Below are 25,550 nucleotides of genomic sequence, written 5' to 3'. Positions count from 1 at the left end.
GATGGCAGGAACTTTACCATCAAAACGAAAAATTATGCATGCTCGGACGCAGAATGGTTCACGCTGCTGCAAAATTTGCATATAGCCGCAAGGAAGCTGAACATTCCCCTTGAGGTCGATATTCCGCCGAATCGACCACTTCATATCTTTTCAGTCAACGACGAGAAAGAGAGGGCGTCTTAGAAAAGCAGACCTCGTGCTCATTAGACGAAGTCCTTGGATCGAGTAAAAGGCTGGCGATTATGCGCCGCGGCGGATTTTTGGCAGATAGCCCTGTTAAGCTGAGCCTTATCATAAGTAGGGCGAAAAATCTCCTTGGTGGGACGCTTGGGAATGTTATATGCGTGTGATATAAAGGATTTTACAGAACCTCTGAGACCTTGAGTTTCAGAGGTTTTTTAGTTTCTACTGACTAGAAATAACCCACTATTTTCCATGTTATAGTACGGATGATGTTCCAATACCTTTCTTTCTACTTGCTGCGCATAGGAATACCGAGTGAGCGCCCAATTTGTCCTGCGTTAAAAATGGTGAAGCGAAGCTTTAGCTCCGTATTGACTTGAACTCCTTATAACCATGTTGCATTAGGGTCGCAAAATCAACCGTCCGACGGGGTGTACTTACCCACGTCCGGCTCGAATGACGTTCCACTCGCCAGGTCCAGCTCCACGTGGGTGGTTCCGCGATCATCGATCAGCACGATCATTCGCGACCCGACGACGGGAACGCGGTCGACGCTGGTGCGCATGTGTGCTGAAACGACACGAGGAGCACCGTCAACGATATAATTTACCTCAACCGTGAACATCGGGAAATTAAAGAGCCAACGGTTAGTAAAATGCACGGCGGTCAACGTCCCGGTGCATGACGAACCCTCCACGCGGAGTCGCTCGATGTCCGCCTGACGCCGCCGAGCGTGGGCGATAGAGCCGGGCAACCGCAGGAGCGCGATGGCGGCCCAGAGGGCGAAGCTAGCTCCGACGACGGCGCCGAGCTCTAGCGGGATCGTCGGCGATGTCGCTATGGCCTCGAGGTCAAAGGGTCGCGACTGGTCGCTTGTCAGCGTCCAGAGCAGGAGGACTCCCGCGACTGCTGCGAGTCCTCCTGCTCTGGATAGCGTCGCGAACAGCCCGGCCACCCTGGTCTGTCCGAACTGCTCATTCGATAGCGAGTACACTGCACCGGTCGTACCGATCGCGACGAACAGCAGCAAAACGGCGACGCCCACTGTGACCGGATGACCGAGGAGCATGCTAATCGCCGGTGTCGGCGCCATGCCGAGCAGTGCGCCGAACGGCACGGAGCCTGTCAGCGCCCACAGTGCAGCGGCTGTAAGCAGCCACGGCATCAGCGGAGCCGCGCGTCCGACGCGACGTCCCGGCCGGAGCATAGTCATCCGTCCGTTCTTATCCGTGGTGGAGAACAGCGGCAACGTCTCGATATGTTCTTGCTGCCCGTGCTTCTGCTGACCCTCCGCAGCATCCCTCATTGGCATCGCCCTCCCGAGGAAGATACCCGCACCCTGAGCGGCGGAGGGGGATTGCCCGCGACGCGGCCGGGACGATCAACTATAAAATGGAGGAGTTTCTTCCCTTTTTCTTCCTCATTATTGAACGTTTTTTTGTAGGTGTTATGATATTCTAGGTGCTGTAATAGAAAGTTCAACTTCCTATTATCTTTGTACTCAGCCATACACACCTTCACCCCCAATATCTCATATCTATATTTTACCACTATAAGGTTGTCCACTGTAAATACCCCCAAGTCGACAACTTTTTTTGGAATTCCTTGCGGCGCAAATGTATACGGTCATTGATCGCATGAAAACGGGGCTAAGCAGAAAACGATGGAATTGACCGACTGGATCATCGAAACGGCGAGTCGGTAGCTGCCCAGAGTATGGTTGATCGAACAACGGGAATATCTCTATTCCATCAACAATCCGCAGATTCGTTCTAGTTGCCCCACCCTTCAATAATGATAACTATATTAAAGTGAAATATTGTGTACTCTCTGTAAATTGCTGAACTGCTTGGTACAATCGTCCCCAAAATCAACCGTTGCGTAGACAAGGCGTTAGCACTCGGGAACAAGGCCGTTTTCGGGGAAGAGCAAGCTTCGGACAGACCCGCCATTATAACGCCTGAAGCTAAAGTTGGGGTCATTTCGCTAGCTTACCAAAAACCAAAAGAACTGGGCTACTCGTATGAGGTCTGGACGCAACGTCTGCTCGCGCAGCATGTACGACATCACGCGGTGTCTGAAGGACATGGATAATCAGCTTAATTTAAAGGCAGTCGATCATGATGAATAATGATCGGCTGCCTTTTCTACGCTAAAGAAGAAGATGGGGAAGCTTTTGGCCGAATATGCTGTCAATCAGCCGAATCCGCCTGAAATTCGCGCGGTTTCTCCTCGGGATGCTGCTAGTGAATGAAACCGGAGCGGGTGCAATCTCGGGATGGATGGTTGAGACCTATTGTTCATAGAGGTTGACAATGAAAATCATTATCAATAACCTAAAAGTAGACGAGAGTTCTCATGTCCACCTTTCTGTATGGCAAGCATTACGCGGTGGGAAACGGACCTTAAAATCGGTGCTTGATGCCAATGGGTCCATCCTTGAACGCTATGATTGTATTTTACTGGATGCTTATACATGGAAGGAAGGATCTGCTTGTGGTCAAGAGCTGCACAGGGTGTACAAAGAATGATCTTAGGATTATCGGTCAATAACCATTGAAAACGAGGGATGCAATGTGAAAATCGACGTTAATCAGTTAGCAGAGCATCTGGCACACATTCCTTTTCAAGTACAAGGAGTATATCGATATGCTAGAAATCCAGGTGTGCCTCACGCTGACTATACAGATTCTTTTCCTGGATTTGTGTTTCCTCTTACAGGGAAAATACAATTTCAATTTAATGGAACCCCCTATATCTTTTCGCCAGGGAAAGTTGTACATGGGGGTGCAAAAATGAAACTATCCCAAAAAGTGTTTGGTAAAACTGACTGGGAATACATCCTTGTTTTATACCGGATATGTAACTCAGAACTAAAAGAGTCAAGCTTTTTGCATCAGCATTTTGAATTATTAACAGGGCAATCTCCTCGACTTCTTGAGCTAATTATGCGTCTTTGGCATGTTTATAATCAGCGTGGAGGCATTTCGAAGTTTCAGACCGAGATGTTATTTCGCGATGTACTGAATGAAGCTTTATTATGTGTCGATAATAGGCAAAATAGTTGTGGAACGCATACATTATTCGAACGGGTATCTAATTACATTCAAGAATACTATTATCAAAGCCTTACAATAGCATCGCTTGCAGAACAAAATAACGTTAATCGAAATCGGCTTTCTTATGTATTTAGAACACATGCAGGTATGGGACCAGCAGAGTATTTAGTAAACTATCGTATAAACATGGCGCAAAGAATGTTATTTACAAGTGATGCGCCTGTACAACAAATTGCGCAAGCTGTTGGAATTGCCGACCCCTTTTATTTTAGTAGAGTGTTCAAGAAACAATTTGGTATTTCTCCCACTGAATATCGAGAGAAGTTCATCAATAATCCATGCTGATTTCAGCAAGCATCCATTCTAATTTAAAAATTACTTTACTATAATAGTGTCAAATCAATGAAGATATTATGTTGGAGAAATTTCATATGCAACAGACTACAGGCCTGTTTACTGTAAGGGTATATTTAGAATTAAAGAAATAAGGAGGGGTTAATATCCATTGCCAAGCTATTAATCTGAATGAGAAGCTATCCAAATTCAACGACTATTGGTCTCTGAAAGTCATTGGTGAAATGAATGATTATCAATTTAAGCTTATTAAGATTGCCGGGGATTACGAATGGCACGTTCATCAAGATACCGATAAGGTATTTATCGCACTCGAAGGGGAGATGACCCTTGATTTTCGTGATGGCCAAGTGAAAATTTCCAAGGGCGAGATGTATATTGTCCCGAAAGGAATAGAGATGAAGCCTTCCGCCGAAAAAGAATGCCATCTCATGCTGGTGGAGCCTAAAAGCGTTATAAACACTGGCGGTCCTGAGACCGAAATAACAGCAGCTGTAATATCTTTGTAGGAGTAAGGCGCTTCTTTCTTCAATTCTTCTTCCCATTTTTTCAAAATATCGCTCCGTCCGCGCAAGTCCGCTCGCTTGGGATCAATCGGATTGATAACTCTGAATTGGGCCAGAAACTCGCGAAACTTGGCATCGTCCACTTTAACCGAACGGGGCAGAGGCACCTATGAACAACGCAATTATCCGTTGATACATCGCGTAAAAGGCATCATTATGGAGTTGGAGCTTGCCGAACAGGCGCTCAGTCACCCAATTGCGGAATTCCTTGCGGCGTATGGCGTATGGGGTTGATATGTGTGTAGGCTACGCGCTAAGGAAATGCGAATCACATTCGATTATCCCTTAGCTTTGCTGGCTGAGGCATGGGTTTGAATCTGAGATACAATGCATGACCGAGGAGGAGGCCCCCAATGGCGTAGACGATGGACAGGTAGATGCCGCTATTACTCGTGGCAAGATAAGACGGGATGAAGACGTTTATGGCAACTTTTACAATGACAAGCACAACGATGACGCCGATAATCCATAGTCTCTTCTTGTCCGGTGTGATGAGCCCGAGTCTTTGTCTGACGACTGCCCAGCGTTGAACGAGACCCGCAATAATCCCTAGGACGATTCCTGACAGCAACAATAACCATTCGCGCATTCCGATCCCGTCCAATAGCAGACCCCACGCAATCCCGATCAGGATCAAGATGATACCGACCACAAATGTTTTATTCAACCTCACCAACTCCTTTGCTTAATGGTGATGGGTAAAGCTGTTCAAACCTTGCGTGCAGCCATTTGAAATATAGTAACGAGCTCTTTAGCATAAGCGTCCAGGTCAAGATCAAGACTCGCTGCTAACTGAAAGCTGAGTCCATCGATGGCCGATCGGATCGTGGCCGCCAAGACACGAGCGGAGAAATCGGTAAATTCCCGGAAATCCCCTTCCATAGTGCCCCTGTGCAACATCTTCACAAGCACATTGATTGTCGCATCAGTATCGATGTTCCTGAAATGGCGAGGCTTTCCCTCCTCGTCCCTTGCATGAAATATAATCTCCGTTACGGCAATAACATGCTTCCGATGCGATTTCATGAACATGACATTCTTATCGATATAGGTGTTAATCCAACCCAATGCTGTCGTCTGCGCCGCAAGATAAGGTGTCATGAACGTAGAGCCGGATTCGTATAAGTCGGACACAATCTGTTCGATCAGATCGTCTTTGCCGGAGAAATGGTAGGAAATCACCCCTTTGCTGATCCCAGCCTCTTTGGCGATTTGTGCCAAAGAGGCTTGTGCATAACCTCTTGAGGAAATAAGCTCGATTGCGCACGTCATGATTTGGTTTCGCCTTGCTTCTTCGATGAATGACAACTTTTTTTGGCTGTTCATTTTGGTTTTTATCCTCACGATTTAATTTTAGCTATATCGGTTTGATTTTAGTGCGATCGGTCAAAAAAATCAAGAGCACTTCGAAGGTTTCATCAACCTGAACAACATCGTTAGGGTTATGTGGAAAACTCGCCGTTATAGATAGTGCGGAGAACCTTATCATAAGTGACGGCGAAAAATAATGTTTACTGGTATAAAGTTTGTAAAATTCCCCCTAAAAAATGCAAGTAGCCAAAACAGTAAGCACTTTACGCTCTGATCTGGGGGATATATTTTGGTAGGAAGGACGGTCTTTGTGTGGCAAAAAAGAAAATCGTGAAAAGAATCAACAAGATTCTTCTGACTGCGATAGGCGGCATTATAATTATCTTGGGTGTTTTGGCAGGTTATGTTCATTTTTTCATACTTGAAAAGCCTGCTGAACCGGATAAATGGGCTGCTACGGAGAGCTATGTCTGGAATAAAATCAAGTTTGACCAGGATGCACAAGTAATTTCTGCCGACAGTTCAGAATACTATTTACTTGCCAATAAGGGAGCAACTGCTGAAGATAAATTGATCATTTACTTTTCTGGGGGCGGTGTGGCTTGGGATGCGGTGACTGCCGCGCAGCCGATCAGTCTGAGTAATGTAGTGAAGAACGGTGAGATCAAATATTACTTTCCCAACATTCCATTCTTTAAAGTAAGTACGCTTGGCGGCCTGTTGAAAAATAATAACCCTGACAATCCGTTCAAGGATTGGAATATTGTATATATCCCTTATTCTACTGGTGATTTGCATATCGGGAATGCATCCAAGGAATATACGGACGCCAAAGGCAAGCCGTTTACAATGCGTTACAACGGTCAAGCCAATACGCGCGCAGCATTGGAATGGATTGCAAACCATTTCGCTGCGCCGGAAAAGATCCTCATTGCGGGAGAAAGCGCCGGAGGATTCGGAGCTGCTTTCTGGGCGCCTGAGATTGCGAAACGCTACCCGGATGCCCGCATTTATCAATATTCGGACAGCTCCTACTTAAATGCCGACCGCTGGCCGGATATTATCGATAACGAATGGAAGGCCAACTTTGCAGCAACCTTTGGTTATGAAGTCCAGGTCGATTTGATTTCGTCCGTATTCGCGGCGAACCGCAAGCTGCTCCCGGACAACGCGGTACTTTTGCAGTCCAATACGCTTTATGACGAGCTGCTGTTCGACTTTGAAAAGGATCTGAATGGTGACGTTTCGGACGATAGCGAATATGTGCATCGCTGGTCGGCCCGCATGCTGCAATCTGCCGGAGAGCTAACTGAAGTATTACCAGGCTACTATTATTACATCACTGATTACGGTCTTAACGAGAAGACGGGCAGGACACCACATACACTCTCCCCATTAAATCATTTCTACAAAGCCGAACAGGACGGGGTGAAGCTGATGAAGTGGCTGGACGATGCCGTGAATAAGGATGAATATTACTCCGTGGGGCGGCATTTTGTAGAGAAAGAGGGCTGACGATGTCGGTCCAGCGTCTTCGTCTGCTTCTTCATGAGGGTCATATGTCGCGCCGACAAGAAGCTGTCGTTTGGGCGGGTGACTTCCCCGCATAAGATGATGCGGGTGATGCTTCTCGAGCAGGTTTATCGGGGGCATTAGAATAACCGGGGAACCTTATCACAAGTAACGGCGAAAATTTTGATAGGGGCATTCGGCTAGCAAGGGGAGAGCGCGGTGAGGTCGGGGCTAATCGATAGGCTTGTCAATGTGGTCCCGATAGTAGTCAAAATACAACTGATTTTGCGTACCTCTCACGGCATAGAACACGTCGGATACGGACTTGTTCCGCTGCCGCAGCACCTGCTCCAACCATTGGACGGTCAGCCCGTTGTGGACGAGATTGTCTTCCATGATTATGCCGTCCATAATCAGCTCGACAGGGAACGACTGGACGGCCGCGGCGTGTAGCTTCAGATCTTTGCGCGTCACCCACTCATAATCGCTTTTCTTCTTGACGGATAGCTTCCCGTGATCCTCCAAGCAAGCGTACTCGACTTCCGCTATATTGAAAATATCTTTTTCACGCAAAGATTGGGCTAGGGAGTCCAACGTGTAGCGGATTTTTCGCATGTTGTCCTCGAGAATTTTGCCGTTCTCGATGATGACGGTCGGAGTGCCGGATACCAACCGGTTCCATGCCTGGTTTTTGAGCGCGATCTTGGACACGAGGAAAGAAATGACGAAGAACATCAGCAGCGATACGACGATGGGCCAGTGGTTGAGCTTATCGTTAAACGCCAAATTCGCCGCAATGGCGCCCAGCGTGATGCCGCTCACGAAGTCATGGAAGGTCATATTGGATATCGTCTGCTTGCCGAGAATTCTCGACGTGATCATGAGGAGGACAAAAGCGGCGATCGTTCGAAAAATAACTTCCACGTATGCTTGCAATGGGCGGACTCCTTGTTCCAATTTATGGGATCTGGCGTACGGCTCGATAATAACACTATTGACGGTTGGAGCCGGTGTTATAACTCTTTCGCATTGCGGGCTGCAAAGAAAAGGCCATACCATAAGAATGGACTTAAACTTGCCGTTATAGACAGCACGGAGAATCTTAAAACCCGTCTGTTCAAAGAGGCTACGGGTCAAGTATCGCTCCAGTACTTGAATGAAGTACGGATTAATCAAGCCAAGAAGCTACGCCCGGCGTAAAGAAACGATTGAGCGCGTATTCGCAGATATGAAAGAAAGCATGGCATGCGATGGACGACTTTGCGGGGACTGCGTAAAGTTTCGATGCAGGCGATGCTCGTTTTCGCTTGCATGAACCTCAAAAAGTTACCCGCCTGGCTCTGGAGGCTGGGTGGTGGCAGGTCTGCCCTTACTAAAATTCTGCTCTTGTTAGCTGAAAAAACAAACAAATTCCCTCGGTTTCGATGGAAACCAGGGAATTTGTCTGCAATCTGAGAGGGGCAATTAGCCCCTCTTTTTCTTTTACCCTATGATTTTATTTCTCTTTGATAAAAGTCATATAATTGATCAATAGAAGAACTTGAGAAGATATGACTGGCTTGTTCAATTTTCTCACGTTCCCAATCGAACCAACGCATTTCCTTTAACTTTTCGATTTCTTTGTCTGAGAACCGTTTTTTTATCTCTTTGGCAGGGTTGCCGCCTACTATCGTATAGGGTGGGACATCTTTTACAACAACCGATCCTGCCGCAACAATGGCACCCTCACCTATTTTCACACCGGGCATAATCATTGCATTCATGCCAATCCAGGAGTCATTTTCGATGATCGTATCTCCTTTTGGTTCGTAAGAGGTTTCAATCTGCTCCACAAACGGATACACGGTAATCCATTCAGGATGATGATTGTGATTTCCACCCATTAAAATAATTACACCACTTGCAATGCATACGTAATTTCCTATTATCAATTTATCTAAAAGCCAACCATAGTTCTCGATGGGGTTAAATAATTTTCTTGATTTTTCATCTCCCCAAAGGTATCTAACACACCCATCTTCAAAATCATGATTATCGTAATAACCAGAGTAGTAGGAATATTCCCCTACTTCAATCATTGGGTTGGTAACAATATCCTTTAGATACTTAATTTCAGACCAGTGGTTAAATCGATGTTGTTTCATTCTTACCCCTCGCTTCTAAGTAATATAGATCATTTTTTTACTTAGAAGCTTGATGCGCTAGCAACATTCTTAAGCCGTTTCAAACGACGAACCATCGTCCTCATCCTTTTCCTTTTTGATGGGGACATTGTAACAAACGAATTTTCTGTTCGTCAAATCATACCTCACTGTTATAACTAACCATGACATAAAAAAAGTAACTAATTTGGATAAACATCTTAGGAATTGACAGCCTCCTTGTATATACCAATGCGTTTTATAGGCTGCGTCGGATTATATAAGGACATCGTACGTACTCAACCTAATCATTGTTAAGGACGAGAATCAGTTCATATTCTTAGCACCTCTCAATTAACGTAGCACATTATTGACATTAAAATTTGACAATTTGAGATACAAGATGTCTTAAGTAGATCGAAAAAAGAGTGGCTTGTCTTAGCCGCCCTAGTCATAAGAGCAAATGTCATTCCTGTGAAGGTTTGTACTCCCTGTCTAGTCGTCACATGTCGAATGCCTAATATTGATGGTGCTGAAAGAATAGATGAGATGTGACAGGTTGGCTCAAAGAACAAATTCGGTAAATGAATCATTGTAAACAAGACTTGCGAAATCTCCCAGTCCAAGCTAACATCAACAAAACTTGTTGACTGGGAGGAATTTACTTATGATCGCAATAACTGAAAAAATCGTATCGCCTATCAATGAAGCCGCATCCGCTAATCGTTGTTCGCTGATCGGGCTGATCATTGACGATGCGACATCGGCTCAATTACTGGCGGTCGCAAGACGCCATTGCAAGCTCGCCCCCGAACATGGCAAAGCTATTACGACCGCAGTACGGCGGCGGGAAATCATCGAAGAAATTCAGAGTTTACGTTCGCTGCGTGGTGGTCTTATTGATGAACTTCGAAAGTCACAAAATAATGGTGGAAAACGAGACCTTTGTCAGCGAAGTGCGTAACCGGCTGCCCGGTCGGCCAACTGCCGGCTGCGCTGCTCCGAAGTCACGTAGCGGGTATCGGACGGCAAAACCCTGCTCAGGTCAGCCAGCTTCACGACCTGTGTCTGTACGGACGGCCCGCCTGTTGCAGGCGGTTTATCGGGCAGGTTCTGCCAGCGAACCATAATCGTTCCCTCATGCAGCCCTACAGGGTCAATCCAGTTGGCTACGCCAGGGTCTTTGACCGATACTACAAACGTATAGCTGCCGTTGGCATTCGGCGCTGCCTGAACGTTGTTAAGACTTGATTGATGACGGATAGGGTCTACGGTTACCATCCACGGATCTGTAACCGGAAACACTACATAACCTGCTCCCCCGGTTGTTACCCTTGCGACCAGCGCTTCGTCATCCGCCAGTTTGAAGTGGCCGAACGAACTGGCCTGCGTGACCAGCGTGCCTAATGTGGATGATACGCTCGGACTGGAGAGTGTATTCACCGGATTGGTGTGAGTCTTTATGCCCAAAGCACCATAGCCATAATCGACGATGGATTCCTGCAGATTCGCCCAAGCTTCGGCAGCAATGGCAAGCTGACTCTTGGGCGTACGCTGGCTGCCGTCGGGCAGCCGCTCTACCGTAAGCGCATCGGGCGTTTCGGTATTCCAATTGCCAAGGTTATTGCGGACGAATAACTGCACGGCCGCGCTCGTGGACTGTATATGGTTGGCACGTCCGTTAGCGGGATCGCTATCTACGGTGATGGCGTAGCTCCCGTCCGCATTCACTACCAGATCTTTGCCGGACAGAAAGGTGATGGTCTGTTGCGAATTGGGGTTGCTGATCAGGGAGAACGTTACATCGGTCGGCCCCGGAAAAGTACGTTTCCCATGAATGATGTACTTCGACGAGCCGTCAATCGGGATGGTACGGTAAATATTGTCCGGGTTATCATAAGAATACCGTCCTCCCGGCACGTTTAGACCAAGCCAACTGCGTGGTGGAGTGTTTAACCAGTATACTTTAGGGAAATACGGATCGTTGTTGACCGCTTTCTGAATTGCGCTGAACGCGAGCTCGTTGATTGCGTTATCGAGACGGCTCTCCGCTTCTGTGCTCAATGAGCCGCCGTAGGCGAGCTTGTACGCCGCCTTGGCTTGAGCCTTCAGCAAAGGGTAATTGTTGTTCTGATTGATCTGAATGCTCCATACATCCAGCGCCTGTTGATCCGCGGTTGCCAGCACCGATGCAGCCGCTTGAGCACCCTGCACCGTTACGGAGCTAAAGGACACGAAAACCAGCGCGCATAGCCCCAGTTTAAGCAACCGCTTATGAAGCTTTCGGAAAACGTTCCGCTTTTTCTGTAAATGCCTATTCATAGTAGTTGACATGCTCCCTCCAAAATAAATTTTTACAAAGCTAAAAGAGGCATACTTTTAACCCACGGTAACGGGTTTTTATCAGCATGCCTCTGGTTAAACCAGTCGGGTGTAATAATTTAACATATAATACAAAAGATACCCTTGTTTTAATTTAAATTATTCCTATGTGTTTTGTCAACAAAATAGTTGGATTGAATTGTATAGTGTCTATTGAGTTCATCCCCCGTATCCTTCTTCTAATCAAGCAGTCTGGATTGAGGATTTTTTTCCGTATGCACCATACATGGTTATAGGAGATTGATTGAATCTTTATTGTCAGTAATGAACAGCATTTGCAAGGACCTATCTGTTCCCCATGCTAAAAATATGCATTCCGTATCGAAGAGGGCTAGCCCTAGATAATTTTTTAGGCGGATACACATTCCATAGTTTGAAAGCAAAAGTAACGGAGCCATAGTATAATATAGGAAAAAAAGAAAGAAAGAACAGCAGGTCGCAGGGGGTAACGGGAAATATGAGAATCAACCGAAGCAGTATGTTGAAAGCGCTCAAATTTCTTTTTCCTGAGTATCAACTCGTTGAATTGGTTCGGGAAAAAGGATTTATCGCCAAAAAAGAAGACCCTCCGGCTCCAACGAGGCAAGTGCAGCCGACGCAACAATATCATGCAGGATCGGGAGCCAGAAGTGCAGGTCCGAGCTATTCCGAGCAGGCCGCCGCGGGACAGAACATTTCTTCACCGACTTCCCGACCTGTTCAGACCCCAGCATATACGTCGCAGGGAGAAGGCCGGAATGATGCGCAGAGTGCTTTATCTCCCAAGCAATTGGATCAACTGTTCCGAGAAGTGGAAAAGAACGTAAATAGTCAAGTGATCGGACAGGCGTTCTTCGTAGACGATTTGGTTGCGGGATATAAGCAGGGATATATGAATGGGCGCCAGAGTAATAAGCCAAGGAATGTGATCTTACTGGCCGGGGCTCCTGGTACGGGCAAAAAAACAGCCTTGGAATGGCTGGTTCGGGAGATGCATGCACGTCGGGTAACCTCCCGGCCACATATTGCAGAAATTGATTTACAGCGTTATGAGGCGGATGAACTATCAGGAAATTTTATTAGTGATATGGCGGAGGCTTTCCGGCATTCCGAGGGCACGGTGTTATTCCAGGGGGTCAAAGGGGCTGACCCGGCTATTATCGGCCTGGTCGCTAAGCTCGCCGCGGAAGGCAGCTTCCGAACCAAAGAAGGGGTTCGCATAAGCGCCGCCGATTATTTCATCATCTTCTATATCGATGAACATGCAGAGAGAGAAAGCGAATATGGCCAAGTTCCGTCCGTGCTGGCAAGGCATCTCCCTGCCTCTATCTTGCAAACCATCCTTGCGGCGGCAATATCTTCACCATTAGAGCAGGAGACGATGCGGCAGATCGCCGGGATCTTGCTGGGGAAAGCGATAGACGATCTGTCAAGGGATATGCAAACAGAGATTACCGTCCATCCTTCCACGTATGAGGCGTTGGCCGATATAGCCGCAGCAAACAAAACGTTCGGCGAGGCAGTGCAGCATTGGATTGATAAGGAGCTTACTGTTGTATTGTCCGGTCTACGGGCCCGCAATGAGATTCGTGGCAATGAGAGTGTGCGTATCCGTTTCAAGAACGATTCTTTTTTTGTGGAGTCGAATTCTCTTGAAATTCCGATCAAAGCACTATCTTTCGTTCGTCAGGAGTCGATTGACGATGTTCTGGAAGAATTAAATGCATTAACGGGTCTGGAACCCGTGAAAAAGTTTGTCTATGAGCTCATGGAGACGGTACAGGTTAACAAGCTGAGGGCCAGGGAAGGCGAAGGCTCTGTGGCGATGTCGCTTCACATGGTGTTCACCGGGAATCCCGGAACCGGCAAAACGACGGTCGCCCGCTTAGTCGGCCGTATTCTGAAGGCGCTCGGATTGCTGCCGCAAGGTCAACTGATCGAAGTGACGAGACAGGATCTTGTAGGCCAATATGTGGGCTCTACCGCTCCCAAAACGATGGCACAAGTCAATGAAGCCTTGGGAGGCGTATTGTTCATCGACGAGGCCTATACGCTCGCTCGTCACGATCACGATACGTTCGGCATCGAAGCGATCGACACGATTGTCAAGGCGATGGAGGATCATCGGGATCATCTGGTTGTTGTGCTGGCAGGGTATACCCAGGAGATGGAGACTTTTTTGCGATCGAATCCAGGTTTGCGTTCAAGATTTCCTTTCATCGTGGAATTCCCGGATTACAAAGCGGCAGATATGCTGGACATTATGATTCAGATGGCGAACAAGAATGGTTTCCGGATAGAAACGGATGCTTATGAGGGTTTGATCGAGCTGTTTGATCAAAAGCAAATCCCTGGCCGCAATGACAGCGGCAACGGCCGGCTTGTCCGCAATTTGTTCGAGGAGGCTGTCCGCAAGCAAGCGACTCGGCTTAGAGGGCTGATGTCAGGGGCAACTTCAGATACAGACTTGCAATTATTGACGGGGGCAGACTTCGGGATCGGAGAGAAAGAAGCATTTAATATCGAGAATGAGCTCGCCGGAATTGTCGGATTGGAGAAAGTCAAACTATTCGTCCGAACGTTAGAGAAACAGCTTATCGTTGATCGAAGGCGGAAGGAAGCCGGGATTCACGTCGATACCGGACAGACTCTCAACATGATTTTTTCGGGCAATCCCGGCACGGGCAAGACGACGATGGCGCGGCTGGTGGCAGGGATGCTCCGGTCCATGGGCTATTTGAAAAAAGGACATCTCGTTGAGGTGGACCGATCCGATCTGGTAGCGGAGTATGTCGGCCAGACGGCCAACAAGACCAAGCTGGTTGTCGAATCTGCTCTTGGCGGCGTGCTCTTCATCGACGAAGCCTATGCGCTTGCGCAGGATGGCGTGCAGGGCGGGGGCTTCGGTAAGGAAGCGATCGATTCACTGGTTCGTCTTATCGAGCTTCATAAAGACAATCTGGTTGTCATTTTGGCGGGATACACAGAGGATATGCAGCGGTTTGTTCAAGTCAATCCGGGTCTGTCCTCGCGCTTCCCGCTGCAGATCGAATTCCCCGATTACACGGCAGAGGAAATGCAGCAAATCGCCTCTATTATGGTGAAGGCGCGCGGTTTTGCTTTAGCTCCGGATGTGTCAGGTTTGCTCGAATCCTATTTTAACGAGAAGCAAATCCCGGGCAGAAAGGACGGAGGCAACGGACGACTCGTCCGCAATACGCTGGAGGAGGCGATACGCAAGCAAGCGGAGCGATTGGCCGATCACCCCGATATTGCGGCGGATCAGTTAAATGAGCTGACTGTGGAGGATTTTGGACTGTCGGCACATGTAGACCTTGCGGGGAAGCGGGCGAATGCGCTTGGAGCGCTCGATGCGGTTGTCGGTCTGTCCTCTGTTAAGGAATTTGTGAAAAGCCTATCGGCTCAAATTGAGGTGGCCAAGCGCCGTCAAGAGATGGGGCTGCCCAAGGCTTCCGCCCAAGCTCTTCATATGGTATTTAAAGGAAACCCAGGAACCGGCAAAACGACCATTGCCCGTATTTTGGCCCAACGATTTAAAGAACTGGGCGTGATTAAGGCCGACACGCTGGTAGAAACCGATCGGTCCGGCCTGGTTGCCGGTTATGTGGGGCAAACCGCGCTCAAGACGAAAGAGGTTATCGAACGCGCTCTTGGCGGGATCTTGTTTGTGGATGAGGCTTATGCCTTGGCGGAAGGGGATCAATTCGGACAGGAAGCGATCGATACGCTCGTCAAAGCCATGGACGATTACCGGGACAGACTCATCGTTATATTGGCCGGCTACGACGAAGATATGGAGCGCTTCTTGAACCGCAATGCGGGACTCCGCTCCAGGTTTCCCAATATGATTACATTCCCCGATTATACAGCCGAGGAAATGCTGCAAATTGCGCGTTTGCTGGTAAAGGCGCAAGGATATGTGATCGTCCGGGAGGCCGAAGCTACGCTGCTCTCCATTTTGGAGACCTATGAAGGAGATAGGACCGCAGGCAATGGACGGCTCGTTCGAAATTTGGTAGAGAAAGCGATTCGAGACCATGCCTTGCGTATGAGCAAGAAAGCCGACGCCACGGCCGAGGAATTATCCGCTTTGATGCCTGAAGACTTCAAGGAAAGACGGGGGTGATGTAATGAAAGTCCTAAAATGGCTGCTCGCCATTGTTTTTTATCATTCCTTCATGCTCGGGGTCATTATCGTTACGCTTTTTATGCCTTTCATGATATACGGTGACATAAGGAATCTTCTGATTAACGAGGTTCCGGTCGCAAGCGGCGGTGTGATCGTAATAAGCCTTTTGGCTTTCTTTATTTACTTGGCCATGAGAAGTCAATTTTTAGGAATCCCCTATCGTAAAATAACGATATTGCTTCCTTTCCTGCAAATGCTCATCTATACCAGTTTCACTCTATCGATAGGAGTCATGATTCTTAACAAATGGGCTGACGAAGGACTTTATTCCAAAGGATGGGCCATTACGCTTATGCTGCTTGCGATTGTGGCTATCCGATTATGCATGTCGCTGCTGTACTGGAAGTATCCGATTGATCGGCAGACAAATCGATATATGGAATAGTGAGGAGAAGGAAATTGGCAAATCACGAACAAAACGAGCAAAAGCCGAAGTCATACGCTCCAAATCAATATGAGCCTCGACAAAGGGAAGATGATGATGTTCCATTGGAAGTTACAGGGTCATCCGTCAATCGCAAGTCATCATCTAACGGAAAAATAAGCAATAAACACCGATTTTGGATCGGAATTACGGCGTTGATCACGTTTGGGATGGGCATGTATTTCCAAGGTTCAACCGGCAGTATAAAAGATGTTCAGTCGAATGGAATCGGTAAAGGGATGAAGGCGGGTATCCAGCTAGCCGCGGCAGATGATTCGGCGGGACTCGAGGCCAGGGACTTCGAGATTGAGATGAAGAAAAATACGACGACAAGCCGCATGCTGATCTGGGATTTCGCCGCGGAAGACGGCGATGTCGTTACAGTGAAGGTGGACGGCAATATCCTTCAAGCGAACATAAATATTATGCATAACCCGGTGTTCCTTGATATTCCGATTCCGAGTGTGGTTGAAATTACAGGTGTCAAGGATGGCGGAGGCGGGATTACATACGGGGTTAAGTTCCCCGGAGCCGTTCAGAATAACGCTTATTTCAATGCGGCGCCGGTAGGCTCCTCTAACGTCTATACGATAACCGGACAGTAGTTTGATCGACAAGTGAACAGGTACGCTGAACTACAACCATTGCCGACTTTTATGTCACCAATGGTTTTTTTCTCAGCCTATCATTTTTCGCCGATAGACCCGTTAAGCTGAACTTATCATAAGTAATCGGAAAACGAACCGATCATCATTCCGATGAGAGTATAACTGCCAATCGTCCCTGGGAAGTTGAAATCCACGGCATCCATGAAGAGAGAAATTTATCGAGAACTAGGCACTACAAAAAAATTTGATCATATATAGGTGATATCCATTCGGATTTGATGAGGAGGATATCATGCCACCTATATTACCTATAGAAAAATATTTTGGGCAGTTTGAACTGGTGCATGCTTTTTATGAGGCTATGCCTACAGGTGTCAGCGTTTCCGAAACCGGTCGTATTTTTGTTTGCTTTCCGAAATGGGGAGACGACGTTCAGTTTACTGTGGCGGAAATTGTTGCGGGTGAATTGCAGCCTTATCCCAGTTTAGAAGCCAATGTGGTTAATACGGGACATATTACGATGTCTTTCGTCAGTGTCCAAAGTATCGTTGCGGATGGAAGAGGAACACTTTGGGTACTGGATACAGGAGCACCAAACTTTTCTGAACCTATTCAAGGGGGAGCAAAATTAGTTGCTGTTGATTTAAGCACGAATACAATAAAGAGGGTATATACCTTTACGGAAGATGTTGTCTTGCCAACCACTTATCTGAATGATGTCCGTTTGGACTTTCGGATTGGAAGTGCAGGCTATGCATATATAACGGATTCTTCTTCCAAAGGGCCAGGGGCTATTATCGTCGTAGATTTAGAAAATGGGAACGCGTTTAGACGGTTAAATGGGGCCCTATCAACTTCACCTGATCCTTATTTTTTACCGAAAGTAGAAGGTCAAATTTTGATGAATCGAAACCCGGACGGCTCGACTTTCCCATTTAGATTGGCTTCCGATAGTTTAGCGATTTCTCCTGATGGAAAGGTTTTATTTTATGCTCCGCTAACCAGCCGTCAGCTGTTCTCGATCTCAACAGAAGCCCTAAGAGACAGAAGGATACAGGACATGGATTTATCCCAATATGTGCAGTATTGGGGGGAAAAAGGTGCGTCTGATGGAATGATCACCGGCGCAAAAGGAACCGTTTATGCGGGAGACTATGAAAACAACAGTATCCGGAAGATATTGCCGGATGGCGCAATGGAAACCATCGCACATGACCCCAGAATTTTATGGCCGGATACTTTTTCGATTGGCCCCGATCAATACTTATATGTCATTGTGAATCAATTACATCGGCAGGCGAGATTCCATTATGGAAGAGACCTGCGGGAAAAACCATATAGTTTACTTCGTATGAGAATTGATGAATTCCCTGCTCCTACCTTTTCATAATGAAGGCAGCTATCCCTCATCAGGGAGCTGGCCATCACCAGCTGCTCTCGTATTTTTCGCTGATGACCCCGTTAAGCTGAACCGTACCATAAATGACTACGAAAGATTCGGTGTATATAAGAACAACTACAAAGTTTCTTCAAGGAGAACTTTCAAGGAGAACGGCTTCAAGAGCGCAGGAGATAGTTAAAACGCCAAAACACCCCCAAAGAGGAGGTATTTTGGCGTTTTAAGCTAAAGGTATCTTTACTTATTTGGACTCAGTGAGTCGCCCTACAAGCAACACGTACATCAATAGAGCGAACAAGGTAATTATAGCCAGGATCCATAACACCGTTCCAAAAGAAACTACATCCATTAGAGACGCGGTATAGGTGATGCCTATAGAAACGGCCACGTTCAACACCAAGTTGTAGAATCCAATGGCTGTTCCTGATCTTTCTACAGGAATGGAGCGTATACATGAATCAAGCATAGGTGCGTACATGAATGCGAATGACCCCGAGAACAGCAGCATGGAGAGAACGTATACGATAACCGAGCCTCCAATAAGGCCGGGCAAAGCCAGGCTGCACACGATAATGATCATAGCTATGGAAACCGCTTGCTTATTGGTCAATACTTTTGCTATTTTTCCTGACAGCGATCCAATCAGTATCGCGGTTACATAACCTGGTATCAGCAGTAGTGAGATCGTGTCGAGCTGAAGATTATACATTTTCTGAAGCAGGAATGGGAAAATAAAGATGTAGCCCAGTTGAACGGAATAAATCACAAAAGCGATGGCAAGAACCGCTGCAAACCGTTTATTTTGGAAAAAGGAAATCCCGATGAACGACTTCTTACTCTTGCTGATATAGCCAAGAAATAGTCCTGCTGCAGCTATGAAGATCACAATAAAGATCCAGTTGAAATCCGTTAAATACATCATGACGGAAGTAGTAATGGCGGATATTAGAAGCAGTCCGATAAAATCAACATGACTCTTCCGGGATTGTTCCTTCGGCAAATATTTAAGAATGAAGGGAAGCAGGATTAAGGACAGCAGCGGGATTAAGAATAACGTGGACCAATTTAAATAGGTGGACACGTAACCCCCCGTAATGGAACCGATAACAAGAGAAAGCGAATAGCTGCTTGTGCTGAGTCCCAGGAACTTTTTCTGCTCCTCTTTGGGCAGGTGTTTCGTTACATAGATCACATATAAAGTTTCAGCCGCGGCCAGGCCTGCTGTCTGGATCATACGAGCGATAATAACGAGCAGATAAGAGTGTTGAAAAATAAAACCGATAACAGAACCGATGCAGATTAAGATAATCCCTGCACTCAGCAGCTTTCTGATACTGATCGTGTCGGCCAAAGAGGCATAGATGACAGCGCCAATTCCAATCACAAGTCCCGCTAATGAGGCTTGCCAGCTAACCGCAGCTGCCGAGATTCCCAGATCTTCGGCTATAGCTACCGAAACCAACTTGAATGAGTTGTCGACGATCAAGGCAAAAACGAAAAAGAGCAGAATCACAGGCACTGCCCTTTTCGCCTGAAAGGATGGGGCAGTTTGCGGTGTTTGTTCAGTTATTGCAGCCATTAGCCACATCCCCTTCTTGGAATCAAATGATTAAGCAAGTTCCAGTGCAATTTCCATCATTTTAGTGAAAGCTGTCTGTCTTTCTTCAGGGGTCGTGGATTCATGTCTGAAAATATGATCGCTGATCGTCAAGATACACAGTGCGTTAACGCCCGCATGGGCCGCGTTCATATACAGGCCGGCCGATTCCATCTCGGCGCATAGAATGCCCATTTCACTCCATTTCTTCAGCGCCGTTGGATCCGCATTATAGAAGATGTCACTGGAGAGCACATTGCCTACATGAACCTTCTGCCCCTGCGCATCCGCTATTTTCTTGGCTTTTTCCAACAGCTCGAATGAGGCCGTAATCGAATAGTGACCTGGGAGATTGTACTGGTGTCCATAATTGGAATCGGTTGCAGAACCCATTGCGAAAACAATGTCATACAGGTTCAAATGATCTTGAATCGCCCCTGCGGAACCGATTCGAATGAGATTCTTAACACCGAATACATGAATCAGCTCCCACGAATACAGACTCATGCTTGGAGTTCCCATTCCGGTTCCCATCACGGATATTTTTCTACCCTTGAAAGTTCCCGTGTAGCCCAGCATACCGCGGACTTCATTGAACTGGACGACATTCTCCAAAAAGTTCTCCGCAATAAACTTCGCTCTTAAGGGATCGCCCGGCAATAGAATCGTCTCGGCGATCTCTGCTCCTCCAGGTTGAATATGCGGCGTTTCTTTAGTGGATGTACTCATTTTAAATCTCCTTTTCTTTACGAATTGGTATAGTTGTATAATAATTTGTCTAATTGGTATACGGATAAAGTAACATACATCGCATTCCTTTATCAACTAATTTTTTCTGGATAAATTTCTAATGTTCTATCCCTTTAGGCGGTCCTATGCAAAAAGGGCAGTGGTCTCTCCTTTATGGAGAAACCACTGCCCGGCAATTAGATTACGTCCTATTTCCTCGAAGCGTTGATCACAATCCGGCTAAATTCTTTAGGAATATAATATTTATTGTATACAAGAGGGTACTGTTCATTTACATATAGACTTTCCAGCAGCAAGTCACACCCCTCGCCGGCATTAAGTTCAAATTTTTGAGACGAGGTATTCATCACCGTGGAATGTTTGACCTCCACCGTTGCCGAGTTAGCCAACTCGTATACCTTATTCTCAAGCATGTCCAACAACTGCTCTTCATTTTGGAGGTCCAGGTTCAATTCGGTTACGGCCTCGATTGCCATAAAGGTAAATCCGAAAGCCACCGCCTGTCCTTTACTCATATACCAACGCTCAACGGCCACCACAGCCGTGGCTTTCCTTTTCAGGACCTCTTTGGTGTAGTCACTCTCCAAGTCCAGTCTGAACTGGATGTCGACACGGTCAATGTCCTCTGTATGGCACTTATAAATAGGATTTCCGATTTTATCCAGTCCATCATTTCTCTGCACCATTCGAGATGGGGTAACAAAGTTTCCTTTACCGTGAATACTCTTTACCAGCCCGTCATCCTGCAAGAGAGCTAATGCTTGTCTTAACGTCATTCTGCTTACATCGAACATTTTGGCAAGTTCAGGTTCAGTAGGCAATTGACTATTGGGGGGAAACACACCACTCATGATTTTTTTGAAAAGTTCATTATATACGGTAAGGTATAGCGGTATTTTTGCTTTGGCTGGATGTTCCGGCTTTACTTCCATCGGTCCACACACCTATTCTCTAAATTCATCAGTTAGAGCCTATTATATCACACCTGTAATCGTTGAGTTTGGGCGGACCTTCCTGTCGAAGGTTGATTCTTAACCCAAGCGAAATAGGCGGCTATTAGGTGAAATAGCCTTGTTCATTTTATTAAATTGTCTGTCAGAGTAACACATCCGCTTCGCCTACAATATGATGAGTCTAGGAAATCTAAAGAGGTGATCCAATGGCAGTCGTAAAAGCCAGGGACCAGGATATTAATATGTTGGCAAGGTTGCTTCGAGCCGAAGCTGAGACCGAAGGCGAAACGGGCATGCTCCTTGTTGGAAATGTTGGCATTAACCGAGTAAGAGCGAATTGCTCCGATTTTAAAGGAATCCGGACAATTCCCCAAATGATCAACCAGCCGCATGCGTTCGAAGCCTTGCAACATGGTCTGTACTATCAAAAGGCAAGGGACAGGGAACGCCGTCTGGCACGACGGGCTGTGAATGGGGAGCGGAATTGGCCGGGTAAATTCTCCCTGTGGTATTTCCGTCCAGGAACGTTCGAAAATCCCGGACCCTGTCCGCCAACTTGGTATAATCAGCCGCTCGCAGGACGATGGAAGAAGCACTGTTTCTATGAACCGACCGGGGAAGAATGTGAAAATATATATAACACGTTTTAATTTTATAAACGAATAAGAGTTCAGGATCTCTTAAACCTGACTTGTTACAGCCTCGGGTGACAAGAACTTTATCTCATTTAATGCCGCGTATATCGCGGCTTCTTTTTTATTTTGAAGGAGACAAGTCGAGTCCAAATTACAAAAGGTCATCCCGCCAAGGATGGCCCGAAAACTTGCCGTTATAGACAGCGCGGCGAACCGTATCAGTTGTTGAAGGTTGGGTTGAACTCAAGTAGTCGCTACCGGGTCTTTTTATGGGATCGAATCCTGGTATTTGTCGATATATAGCGTCCCGTCCAACTGGAGCTCTGCGTAAAATACTTGATCCAAAGAATGAATGCTGGCTTTCTTTAATTGTTGGTTGAGCCAGGCAGCGGAGACATCCATTTTTATAAGATTTTTTTCTACGATTTTGCCATCAACGATAAGTTCAGTCGGGATTCTTTGAATAGGCGTAACGGTTGCTTTTATATCTTTTTTTGTAGCAGGCAGTAGTTCTTCTTTTCTCAACACACTGAGTTTACCGTCAGGTTCCAGAATTGCAAATTCGACTTCTTCGGGTGAGAAGACATCCTTGTTCCGAAGCAGCATGATTAAATCGTCGATGTTGAGGTGCTGTTTAGCCAATGCCTTTTCCATAATCATTCCTTTTTTGACGAGAATCGTAGGCTGGCCGTCGAGAATCTCACGAGCTCTGACGGAGCGCAATCCGGTCAATGCGATGATGAACGTCAAGAGCGACCATAAGACCAAGCTGGATATTCCTTGCAGCAGCGTGATTTGTCTGTTGACGATAATCTCGGCAGTGGTGGAGCCGAAGGTGATCCCTGTTACATAATTGAAAAACGTTAGATGTCCGACTTGTTTTTTACCGAGCAGACGCGTCAAAACGAGTAGAGCAACGAAGGACGTTGCCGTACGAAATAGAATTTCTCCATACGTCATGTGCCGAGCTCCTTGCATAACAGATAGTTTTAGATTGGGCCTTATTTCAGTGTCGGCAAAAATAATGTTGTGGAAACCTAGGAGAATGTGTTGGGCGTGTGGAATATTTTAGAAGGTGATGAATATGAACAAAAAAATTGGCGAATTTATTATTTGGGCTAATGAAAACGGTTGGGATATAACCCCAAAATCGGGGTTTCAATTAAATTTAGATAGCAGCATTCTATCTAGATATAAAGAAATCCCAAATGAATATTTGGATTTTTTAAGTGTGGTTGAAAAATGTATGACACCAAATGAAGAGACTTGGTTTATTTGTGAGAATGAGTTCAATAATAGCTCGGATAGTGCGTTTAAATGGAATGAATATGAATTGCTCAGTTTAGAAGCAGCCATGGATGATACTATCTGGAAATCAGAAATAACCGCGTGGTGGGATAATTACTTGCCCATAGTTATGTCAGTTGATGGCGGATATTCCTTCTATGCGATTGATTTAACCAATGATAAAGGTGCTATTGTACGTGGATATGAGCCCGAATTCGAAGAAGTTGATAAAGTGGCCAACTCTCTTGAAGAGTTTTTGGAATTAATTATGTCGAGTTCAATAGGGTTCCAGTGATACATAAAGGTGTATTTCGATTCCGCTAATCCTCATATAACTCAAACGCAAACGGCAAAAATGCCGTTTTTTTGTTGTCAGAAATATCATTCTTGACTTGGAGTTAACTCCAAGTTGTAGAATACAGTTAATCCTACGTAGGGAGCTGTTAATAAGGTGAGTGACACTTTCACAATTAAAGAAATATCGAAGATAAGCGGCTTAAGTGAAGATACTATTCGCTACTATGAGAAAATTCAACTCCTGCCCCGAGCAAAACGAAAGGATAATGGACATCGGTTCTATAGTTCAACGGATAAAGACATCATGTCTCTAATTACGTGTATGAAGAAGACGGGAATGTCACTAAACGAGATGAAACCATTTTTATCTTTATCACAAGAGGGAGACGTTCAATTAGATCCTGATTTATATAATCTTCTGCAAACCCACAAGGAGAAAATCGAAGTTCAAATCAAGGGGATGCAAATCATTTTGGAGTTCATCAATAATAAACTGAAAAAGGGTGAAGGTTTCGGAAAGACATTTTACGCTGAATAAAAACATGGAGTGTTGCTCTTTGGATACTAAACTACAAAATAAGGTAGCCCTTATTACCGGTGCAAAATCCGGAATCGGGTTCGAGTTAACAAAACGGTTGCTTTCGGAGGGAATACAAGTAATAGCTTTGATCCGATCTGATCTTCAAAGTAACGATTCTCTTGTTCGAGAATCTCTAAAGAATAACCATCTTCGAGTCTATAAAGCCGATTTGAGCGATTTTAAAAGTTTGAAAGCAGCACTGAATGAGATCAAATCGAGCGAAGAACGAATCGATGTGATTTTTAATAACGCAGGTATTATGCCGGAGAAAATAAACTACTCCAAACAGGGGCGGGAGATGCAATTCGAGGTACATGCGGTAGTTCCTTATATCATTTTTATGGAATTAAGAGAACTACTGTTAAAAGGAGTGATGAAAACGATAGTCAATACTTCATCCAATGCTTTGCTAATGGTGAAACAGTTTGAACTAGAGACGCTAGAGAAACCGGCCAAATTCAAAAAATTAATGGGTGGATATGCAACTTCAAAGCTGGCTCTTTCTCTCTGGACGCAAGCAGTATCACAGACAGCTTCTGCGGAAGGGATCGAAATAAGGAGTATTTGCCCGGGACCCAATAAAACCCCTATGAGCGGAAGTTCGGGCATGCCCCTATACATGATTCCGATTCGTAATCTTTTCTTCTCCCCTCCAAGCAAGGGGGCTGCGCGACTTTATGAAGCTGCATTCGGAGTGAATAGGGGTAAAACGGGTGTCTTTATCAACAAGGGAAAAATTACGCCTGTGAAATTCATGCAGGAAAGTCGAAGTGTACTGGAAAAAGTAGATTTTATTTACAAGCTGGAGTTTCTCAACAGTTGATGAAACTCCTAACAGTCTGCACCCAAGACATGTGCCTAAAAACAAAAGGACATCCGCTCTGAAATTCAAAGCGGATGTCTTTTTTGTAGAATCTCCATTAGCGACGGATGACAAAATAAAGCAAGTTCTTCAGTGGCTTCGTTGCGCGGAGGGCTTCATTTCTTTCGCGATCGACGGGCTCCGTTTCGCCCCGCCAGCATCAATGCCAGCGGCAGGATGAGCACCGTGACGGCGGCCAGCACATTTAGGCAAATGTTAAACGCGTCGGGATAGGCGGATACCGAGCCGGTATGTGCTTCAAGAGCGCTAAGCCAAACGATGCCGATCAGGGCGATTCCGATCGTAGAGGCGATCTGTATGCTGGTTGTCATGACGCCGGATGCGGAGCCGATATCCGTTGTGCGGATTTTCGCCAAAACGATATTCGTCAGCGGCGCGGCGACGAAGCCTTGACCGATGCCGAGCACAGCTAGAGCCGGGATCCACACGCCGATATCGGA

At 46.2% G+C, this 25,550-nt stretch carries 24 protein-coding genes and 2 pseudogenes; 15 read left to right on the top strand and 11 right to left on the bottom strand.

Annotated elements, in window-relative coordinates; all coding sequences use genetic code 11:
• Positions 1-598: 598 nt before the first annotated feature.
• A complete protein-coding gene (locus HMPREF1207_RS13040; RefSeq protein WP_016423727.1) occupies positions 599-1,489 on the bottom strand; it encodes a hypothetical protein in 891 nt (296 codons plus the stop codon).
• Between the two features lie 1,009 nt (positions 1,490-2,498).
• Between HMPREF1207_RS13040 and HMPREF1207_RS13030 the strand changes: the two genes are divergently transcribed.
• From HMPREF1207_RS13030 to HMPREF1207_RS13020, 3 genes are all read left to right on the top strand, one after another.
• Positions 2,499-2,714: a hypothetical protein gene (locus HMPREF1207_RS13030; RefSeq protein ID WP_036739699.1), complete on the top strand. Its 216-nt coding sequence runs from the start codon at positions 2,499-2,501 to the stop codon at positions 2,712-2,714.
• 45 nt (positions 2,715-2,759) lie between these two features.
• Positions 2,760-3,587 (top strand): helix-turn-helix transcriptional regulator, encoded by an 828-nt coding sequence (locus tag HMPREF1207_RS13025; RefSeq protein WP_009673393.1) that lies wholly within the window; start codon positions 2,760-2,762, stop codon positions 3,585-3,587.
• A 155-nt stretch (positions 3,588-3,742) separates the two neighbouring features.
• The gene (locus HMPREF1207_RS13020; RefSeq protein ID WP_036739697.1) at positions 3,743-4,105 is read left to right on the top strand and encodes a cupin domain-containing protein; all 363 of its coding nucleotides are present in this window, start codon (positions 3,743-3,745) and stop codon (positions 4,103-4,105) included.
• Positions 4,106-4,430: 325 nt separating this feature from the next.
• Here the strand turns inward: HMPREF1207_RS13020 and HMPREF1207_RS13015 are convergent, their stop codons facing one another.
• Entirely contained in the window at positions 4,431-4,835 is a 405-nt protein-coding gene (locus HMPREF1207_RS13015; RefSeq protein ID WP_231392042.1) for a hypothetical protein, read from the bottom strand.
• A 35-nt stretch (positions 4,836-4,870) separates the two neighbouring features.
• Positions 4,871-5,488 carry a TetR/AcrR family transcriptional regulator gene (locus HMPREF1207_RS13010; RefSeq protein WP_016423725.1) on the bottom strand — a complete coding sequence of 206 codons (618 nt, stop codon included), beginning with the start codon at positions 5,486-5,488 and terminating at the stop codon, positions 4,871-4,873.
• Between the two features lie 297 nt (positions 5,489-5,785).
• On the opposite strand from HMPREF1207_RS13010, the gene HMPREF1207_RS13005 reads away from it, so the two are divergent.
• Positions 5,786-6,988 (top strand): pectin acetylesterase-family hydrolase, encoded by a 1,203-nt coding sequence (locus tag HMPREF1207_RS13005; RefSeq protein ID WP_009673492.1) that lies wholly within the window; start codon positions 5,786-5,788, stop codon positions 6,986-6,988.
• A gap of 33 nt (positions 6,989-7,021) precedes the next feature.
• Positions 7,022-7,129, top strand: a complete 108-nt coding sequence (locus tag HMPREF1207_RS28785; RefSeq protein ID WP_082211312.1) for a 23S rRNA (pseudouridine(1915)-N(3))-methyltransferase RlmH — start codon at positions 7,022-7,024, stop codon at positions 7,127-7,129.
• A gap of 87 nt (positions 7,130-7,216) precedes the next feature.
• On the opposite strand, the gene HMPREF1207_RS13000 is transcribed toward HMPREF1207_RS28785, so the two are convergent.
• Positions 7,217-7,921, bottom strand: a complete 705-nt coding sequence (locus HMPREF1207_RS13000) for a DUF421 domain-containing protein (RefSeq protein WP_036739695.1) — start codon at positions 7,919-7,921, stop codon at positions 7,217-7,219.
• A gap of 250 nt (positions 7,922-8,171) precedes the next feature.
• Here HMPREF1207_RS13000 and HMPREF1207_RS30265 point away from each other — a divergent pair.
• Positions 8,172-8,440 (top strand): annotated as a pseudogene (locus HMPREF1207_RS30265) (transposase); the annotation flags it as partial.
• Positions 8,441-8,472: 32 nt separating this feature from the next.
• Here the strand turns inward: HMPREF1207_RS30265 and HMPREF1207_RS12985 are convergent.
• A complete protein-coding gene (locus HMPREF1207_RS12985) occupies positions 8,473-9,129 on the bottom strand; it encodes a CatB-related O-acetyltransferase (RefSeq protein WP_009673388.1) in 657 nt (218 codons plus the stop codon).
• Positions 9,130-9,793: 664 nt separating this feature from the next.
• Here HMPREF1207_RS12985 and HMPREF1207_RS12980 point away from each other — a divergent pair.
• The gene (locus HMPREF1207_RS12980; RefSeq protein ID WP_016423723.1) at positions 9,794-10,090 is read left to right on the top strand and encodes a hypothetical protein; all 297 of its coding nucleotides are present in this window, start codon (positions 9,794-9,796) and stop codon (positions 10,088-10,090) included.
• On the opposite strand, the gene HMPREF1207_RS12975 is transcribed toward HMPREF1207_RS12980, so the two are convergent.
• On the bottom strand, positions 10,075-11,448 hold the full coding sequence (locus tag HMPREF1207_RS12975; RefSeq protein ID WP_231392041.1) for a DUF1214 domain-containing protein: 1,374 nt from the start codon (positions 11,446-11,448) through the stop codon (positions 10,075-10,077). The genes HMPREF1207_RS12980 and HMPREF1207_RS12975 overlap by 16 nt on opposite strands.
• Positions 11,449-12,574: 1,126 nt before the next feature.
• Between HMPREF1207_RS12975 and HMPREF1207_RS12970 the strand changes: the two genes are divergently transcribed.
• The 4 genes from HMPREF1207_RS12970 (at position 12,575) to HMPREF1207_RS12955 (ending at position 18,119) form a co-directional block, all read left to right on the top strand.
• On the top strand, positions 12,575-15,634 hold the full coding sequence (locus tag HMPREF1207_RS12970; RefSeq protein ID WP_231392040.1) for an AAA family ATPase: 3,060 nt from the start codon (positions 12,575-12,577) through the stop codon (positions 15,632-15,634).
• A gap of 4 nt (positions 15,635-15,638) precedes the next feature.
• Entirely contained in the window at positions 15,639-16,082 is a 444-nt protein-coding gene (locus HMPREF1207_RS12965) for a hypothetical protein (RefSeq protein ID WP_009673390.1), read from the top strand.
• A gap of 14 nt (positions 16,083-16,096) precedes the next feature.
• Positions 16,097-16,726, top strand: coding sequence for a hypothetical protein (locus tag HMPREF1207_RS12960; protein ID WP_009673394.1), 630 nt, complete (start codon positions 16,097-16,099; stop codon positions 16,724-16,726).
• Positions 16,727-17,021: 295 nt separating this feature from the next.
• Positions 17,022-18,119: an L-dopachrome tautomerase-related protein gene (locus HMPREF1207_RS12955; protein WP_009673383.1), complete on the top strand. Its 1,098-nt coding sequence runs from the start codon at positions 17,022-17,024 to the stop codon at positions 18,117-18,119.
• Between the two features lie 250 nt (positions 18,120-18,369).
• Here the strand turns inward: HMPREF1207_RS12955 and HMPREF1207_RS12950 are convergent, their stop codons facing one another.
• The 3 genes from HMPREF1207_RS12950 to HMPREF1207_RS12940 all read right to left on the bottom strand — a co-directional run bounded on the left by HMPREF1207_RS12950 (position 18,370) and on the right by HMPREF1207_RS12940 (position 21,407).
• Positions 18,370-19,707, bottom strand: coding sequence for an MFS transporter (locus tag HMPREF1207_RS12950; protein ID WP_016423722.1), 1,338 nt, complete (start codon positions 19,705-19,707; stop codon positions 18,370-18,372).
• Between the two features lie 30 nt (positions 19,708-19,737).
• Entirely contained in the window at positions 19,738-20,454 is a 717-nt protein-coding gene (gene deoD / locus HMPREF1207_RS12945; protein ID WP_009673421.1) for a purine-nucleoside phosphorylase, read from the bottom strand.
• Positions 20,455-20,663: 209 nt separating this feature from the next.
• A complete protein-coding gene (locus tag HMPREF1207_RS12940) occupies positions 20,664-21,407 on the bottom strand; it encodes a GntR family transcriptional regulator (RefSeq protein ID WP_009673387.1) in 744 nt (247 codons plus the stop codon).
• Positions 21,408-21,634: 227 nt separating this feature from the next.
• On the opposite strand from HMPREF1207_RS12940, the gene HMPREF1207_RS12935 reads away from it, so the two are divergent.
• On the top strand, positions 21,635-22,078 hold the full coding sequence (locus tag HMPREF1207_RS12935; RefSeq protein WP_016423721.1) for a cell wall hydrolase: 444 nt from the start codon (positions 21,635-21,637) through the stop codon (positions 22,076-22,078).
• Positions 22,079-22,330: 252 nt separating this feature from the next.
• On the opposite strand, the gene HMPREF1207_RS12930 is transcribed toward HMPREF1207_RS12935, so the two are convergent.
• Positions 22,331-23,023, bottom strand: coding sequence for a YetF domain-containing protein (locus HMPREF1207_RS12930; protein ID WP_016423720.1), 693 nt, complete (start codon positions 23,021-23,023; stop codon positions 22,331-22,333).
• A gap of 124 nt (positions 23,024-23,147) precedes the next feature.
• On the opposite strand from HMPREF1207_RS12930, the gene HMPREF1207_RS12925 reads away from it, so the two are divergent.
• The 3 genes from HMPREF1207_RS12925 (at position 23,148) to HMPREF1207_RS12915 (ending at position 25,050) form a co-directional block, all read left to right on the top strand.
• Entirely contained in the window at positions 23,148-23,645 is a 498-nt protein-coding gene (locus HMPREF1207_RS12925; RefSeq protein ID WP_009673431.1) for an SMI1/KNR4 family protein, read from the top strand.
• A 156-nt stretch (positions 23,646-23,801) separates the two neighbouring features.
• The gene (locus HMPREF1207_RS12920; RefSeq protein ID WP_016423719.1) at positions 23,802-24,185 is read left to right on the top strand and encodes a MerR family transcriptional regulator; all 384 of its coding nucleotides are present in this window, start codon (positions 23,802-23,804) and stop codon (positions 24,183-24,185) included.
• Between the two features lie 19 nt (positions 24,186-24,204).
• A complete protein-coding gene (locus HMPREF1207_RS12915; protein WP_009673490.1) occupies positions 24,205-25,050 on the top strand; it encodes an SDR family NAD(P)-dependent oxidoreductase in 846 nt (281 codons plus the stop codon).
• A 155-nt stretch (positions 25,051-25,205) separates the two neighbouring features.
• On the opposite strand, the pseudogene HMPREF1207_RS12910 reads toward HMPREF1207_RS12915, so the two are convergent.
• Positions 25,206-25,550: pseudogene (locus HMPREF1207_RS12910) on the bottom strand (hypothetical protein); the annotation flags it as partial.

It is taken from the genome of Paenibacillus sp. HGH0039 (assembly GCF_000411255.1).
Classification (GTDB): Bacteria; Bacillota; Bacilli; order Paenibacillales; family NBRC-103111; genus Paenibacillus_F.
The sequence above is the reverse complement of the archived record's forward strand: the minus strand, read 5'-3'. Positions and strand labels throughout refer to the sequence as shown.

What these genes read in the sequence shown, in the direction of transcription:
- HMPREF1207_RS12970 (WP_231392040.1), top strand. Translation starts at nt 12,575, where the DNA reads ATGGCGGAGGCTTTCCGGCATTCCGAGGGCACGGTGTTATTCCAGGGG.
- HMPREF1207_RS12940 (WP_009673387.1), bottom strand. Translation starts at nt 21,407, where the DNA reads ATGGAAGTAAAGCCGGAACATCCAGCCAAAGCAAAAATACCGCTATAC.
- HMPREF1207_RS12950 (WP_016423722.1), bottom strand. Translation starts at nt 19,707, where the DNA reads ATGGCTGCAATAACTGAACAAACACCGCAAACTGCCCCATCCTTTCAG.
- deoD (WP_009673421.1), bottom strand. Translation starts at nt 20,454, where the DNA reads ATGAGTACATCCACTAAAGAAACGCCGCATATTCAACCTGGAGGAGCA.
- HMPREF1207_RS12985 (WP_009673388.1), bottom strand. Translation starts at nt 9,129, where the DNA reads ATGAAACAACATCGATTTAACCACTGGTCTGAAATTAAGTATCTAAAG.
- HMPREF1207_RS12965 (WP_009673390.1), top strand. Translation starts at nt 15,639, where the DNA reads ATGAAAGTCCTAAAATGGCTGCTCGCCATTGTTTTTTATCATTCCTTC.
- HMPREF1207_RS13040 (WP_016423727.1), bottom strand. Translation starts at nt 1,489, where the DNA reads ATGAGGGATGCTGCGGAGGGTCAGCAGAAGCACGGGCAGCAAGAACAT.
- HMPREF1207_RS28785 (WP_082211312.1), top strand. Translation starts at nt 7,022, where the DNA reads ATGAGGGTCATATGTCGCGCCGACAAGAAGCTGTCGTTTGGGCGGGTG.
- HMPREF1207_RS12930 (WP_016423720.1), bottom strand. Translation starts at nt 23,023, where the DNA reads ATGACGTATGGAGAAATTCTATTTCGTACGGCAACGTCCTTCGTTGCT.
- HMPREF1207_RS13010 (WP_016423725.1), bottom strand. Translation starts at nt 5,488, where the DNA reads ATGAACAGCCAAAAAAAGTTGTCATTCATCGAAGAAGCAAGGCGAAAC.
- HMPREF1207_RS12955 (WP_009673383.1), top strand. Translation starts at nt 17,022, where the DNA reads ATGCCACCTATATTACCTATAGAAAAATATTTTGGGCAGTTTGAACTG.
- HMPREF1207_RS12980 (WP_016423723.1), top strand. Translation starts at nt 9,794, where the DNA reads ATGATCGCAATAACTGAAAAAATCGTATCGCCTATCAATGAAGCCGCA.
- HMPREF1207_RS12925 (WP_009673431.1), top strand. Translation starts at nt 23,148, where the DNA reads ATGAACAAAAAAATTGGCGAATTTATTATTTGGGCTAATGAAAACGGT.
- HMPREF1207_RS12935 (WP_016423721.1), top strand. Translation starts at nt 21,635, where the DNA reads ATGGCAGTCGTAAAAGCCAGGGACCAGGATATTAATATGTTGGCAAGG.
- HMPREF1207_RS12975 (WP_231392041.1), bottom strand. Translation starts at nt 11,448, where the DNA reads ATGAATAGGCATTTACAGAAAAAGCGGAACGTTTTCCGAAAGCTTCAT.
- HMPREF1207_RS13030 (WP_036739699.1), top strand. Translation starts at nt 2,499, where the DNA reads ATGAAAATCATTATCAATAACCTAAAAGTAGACGAGAGTTCTCATGTC.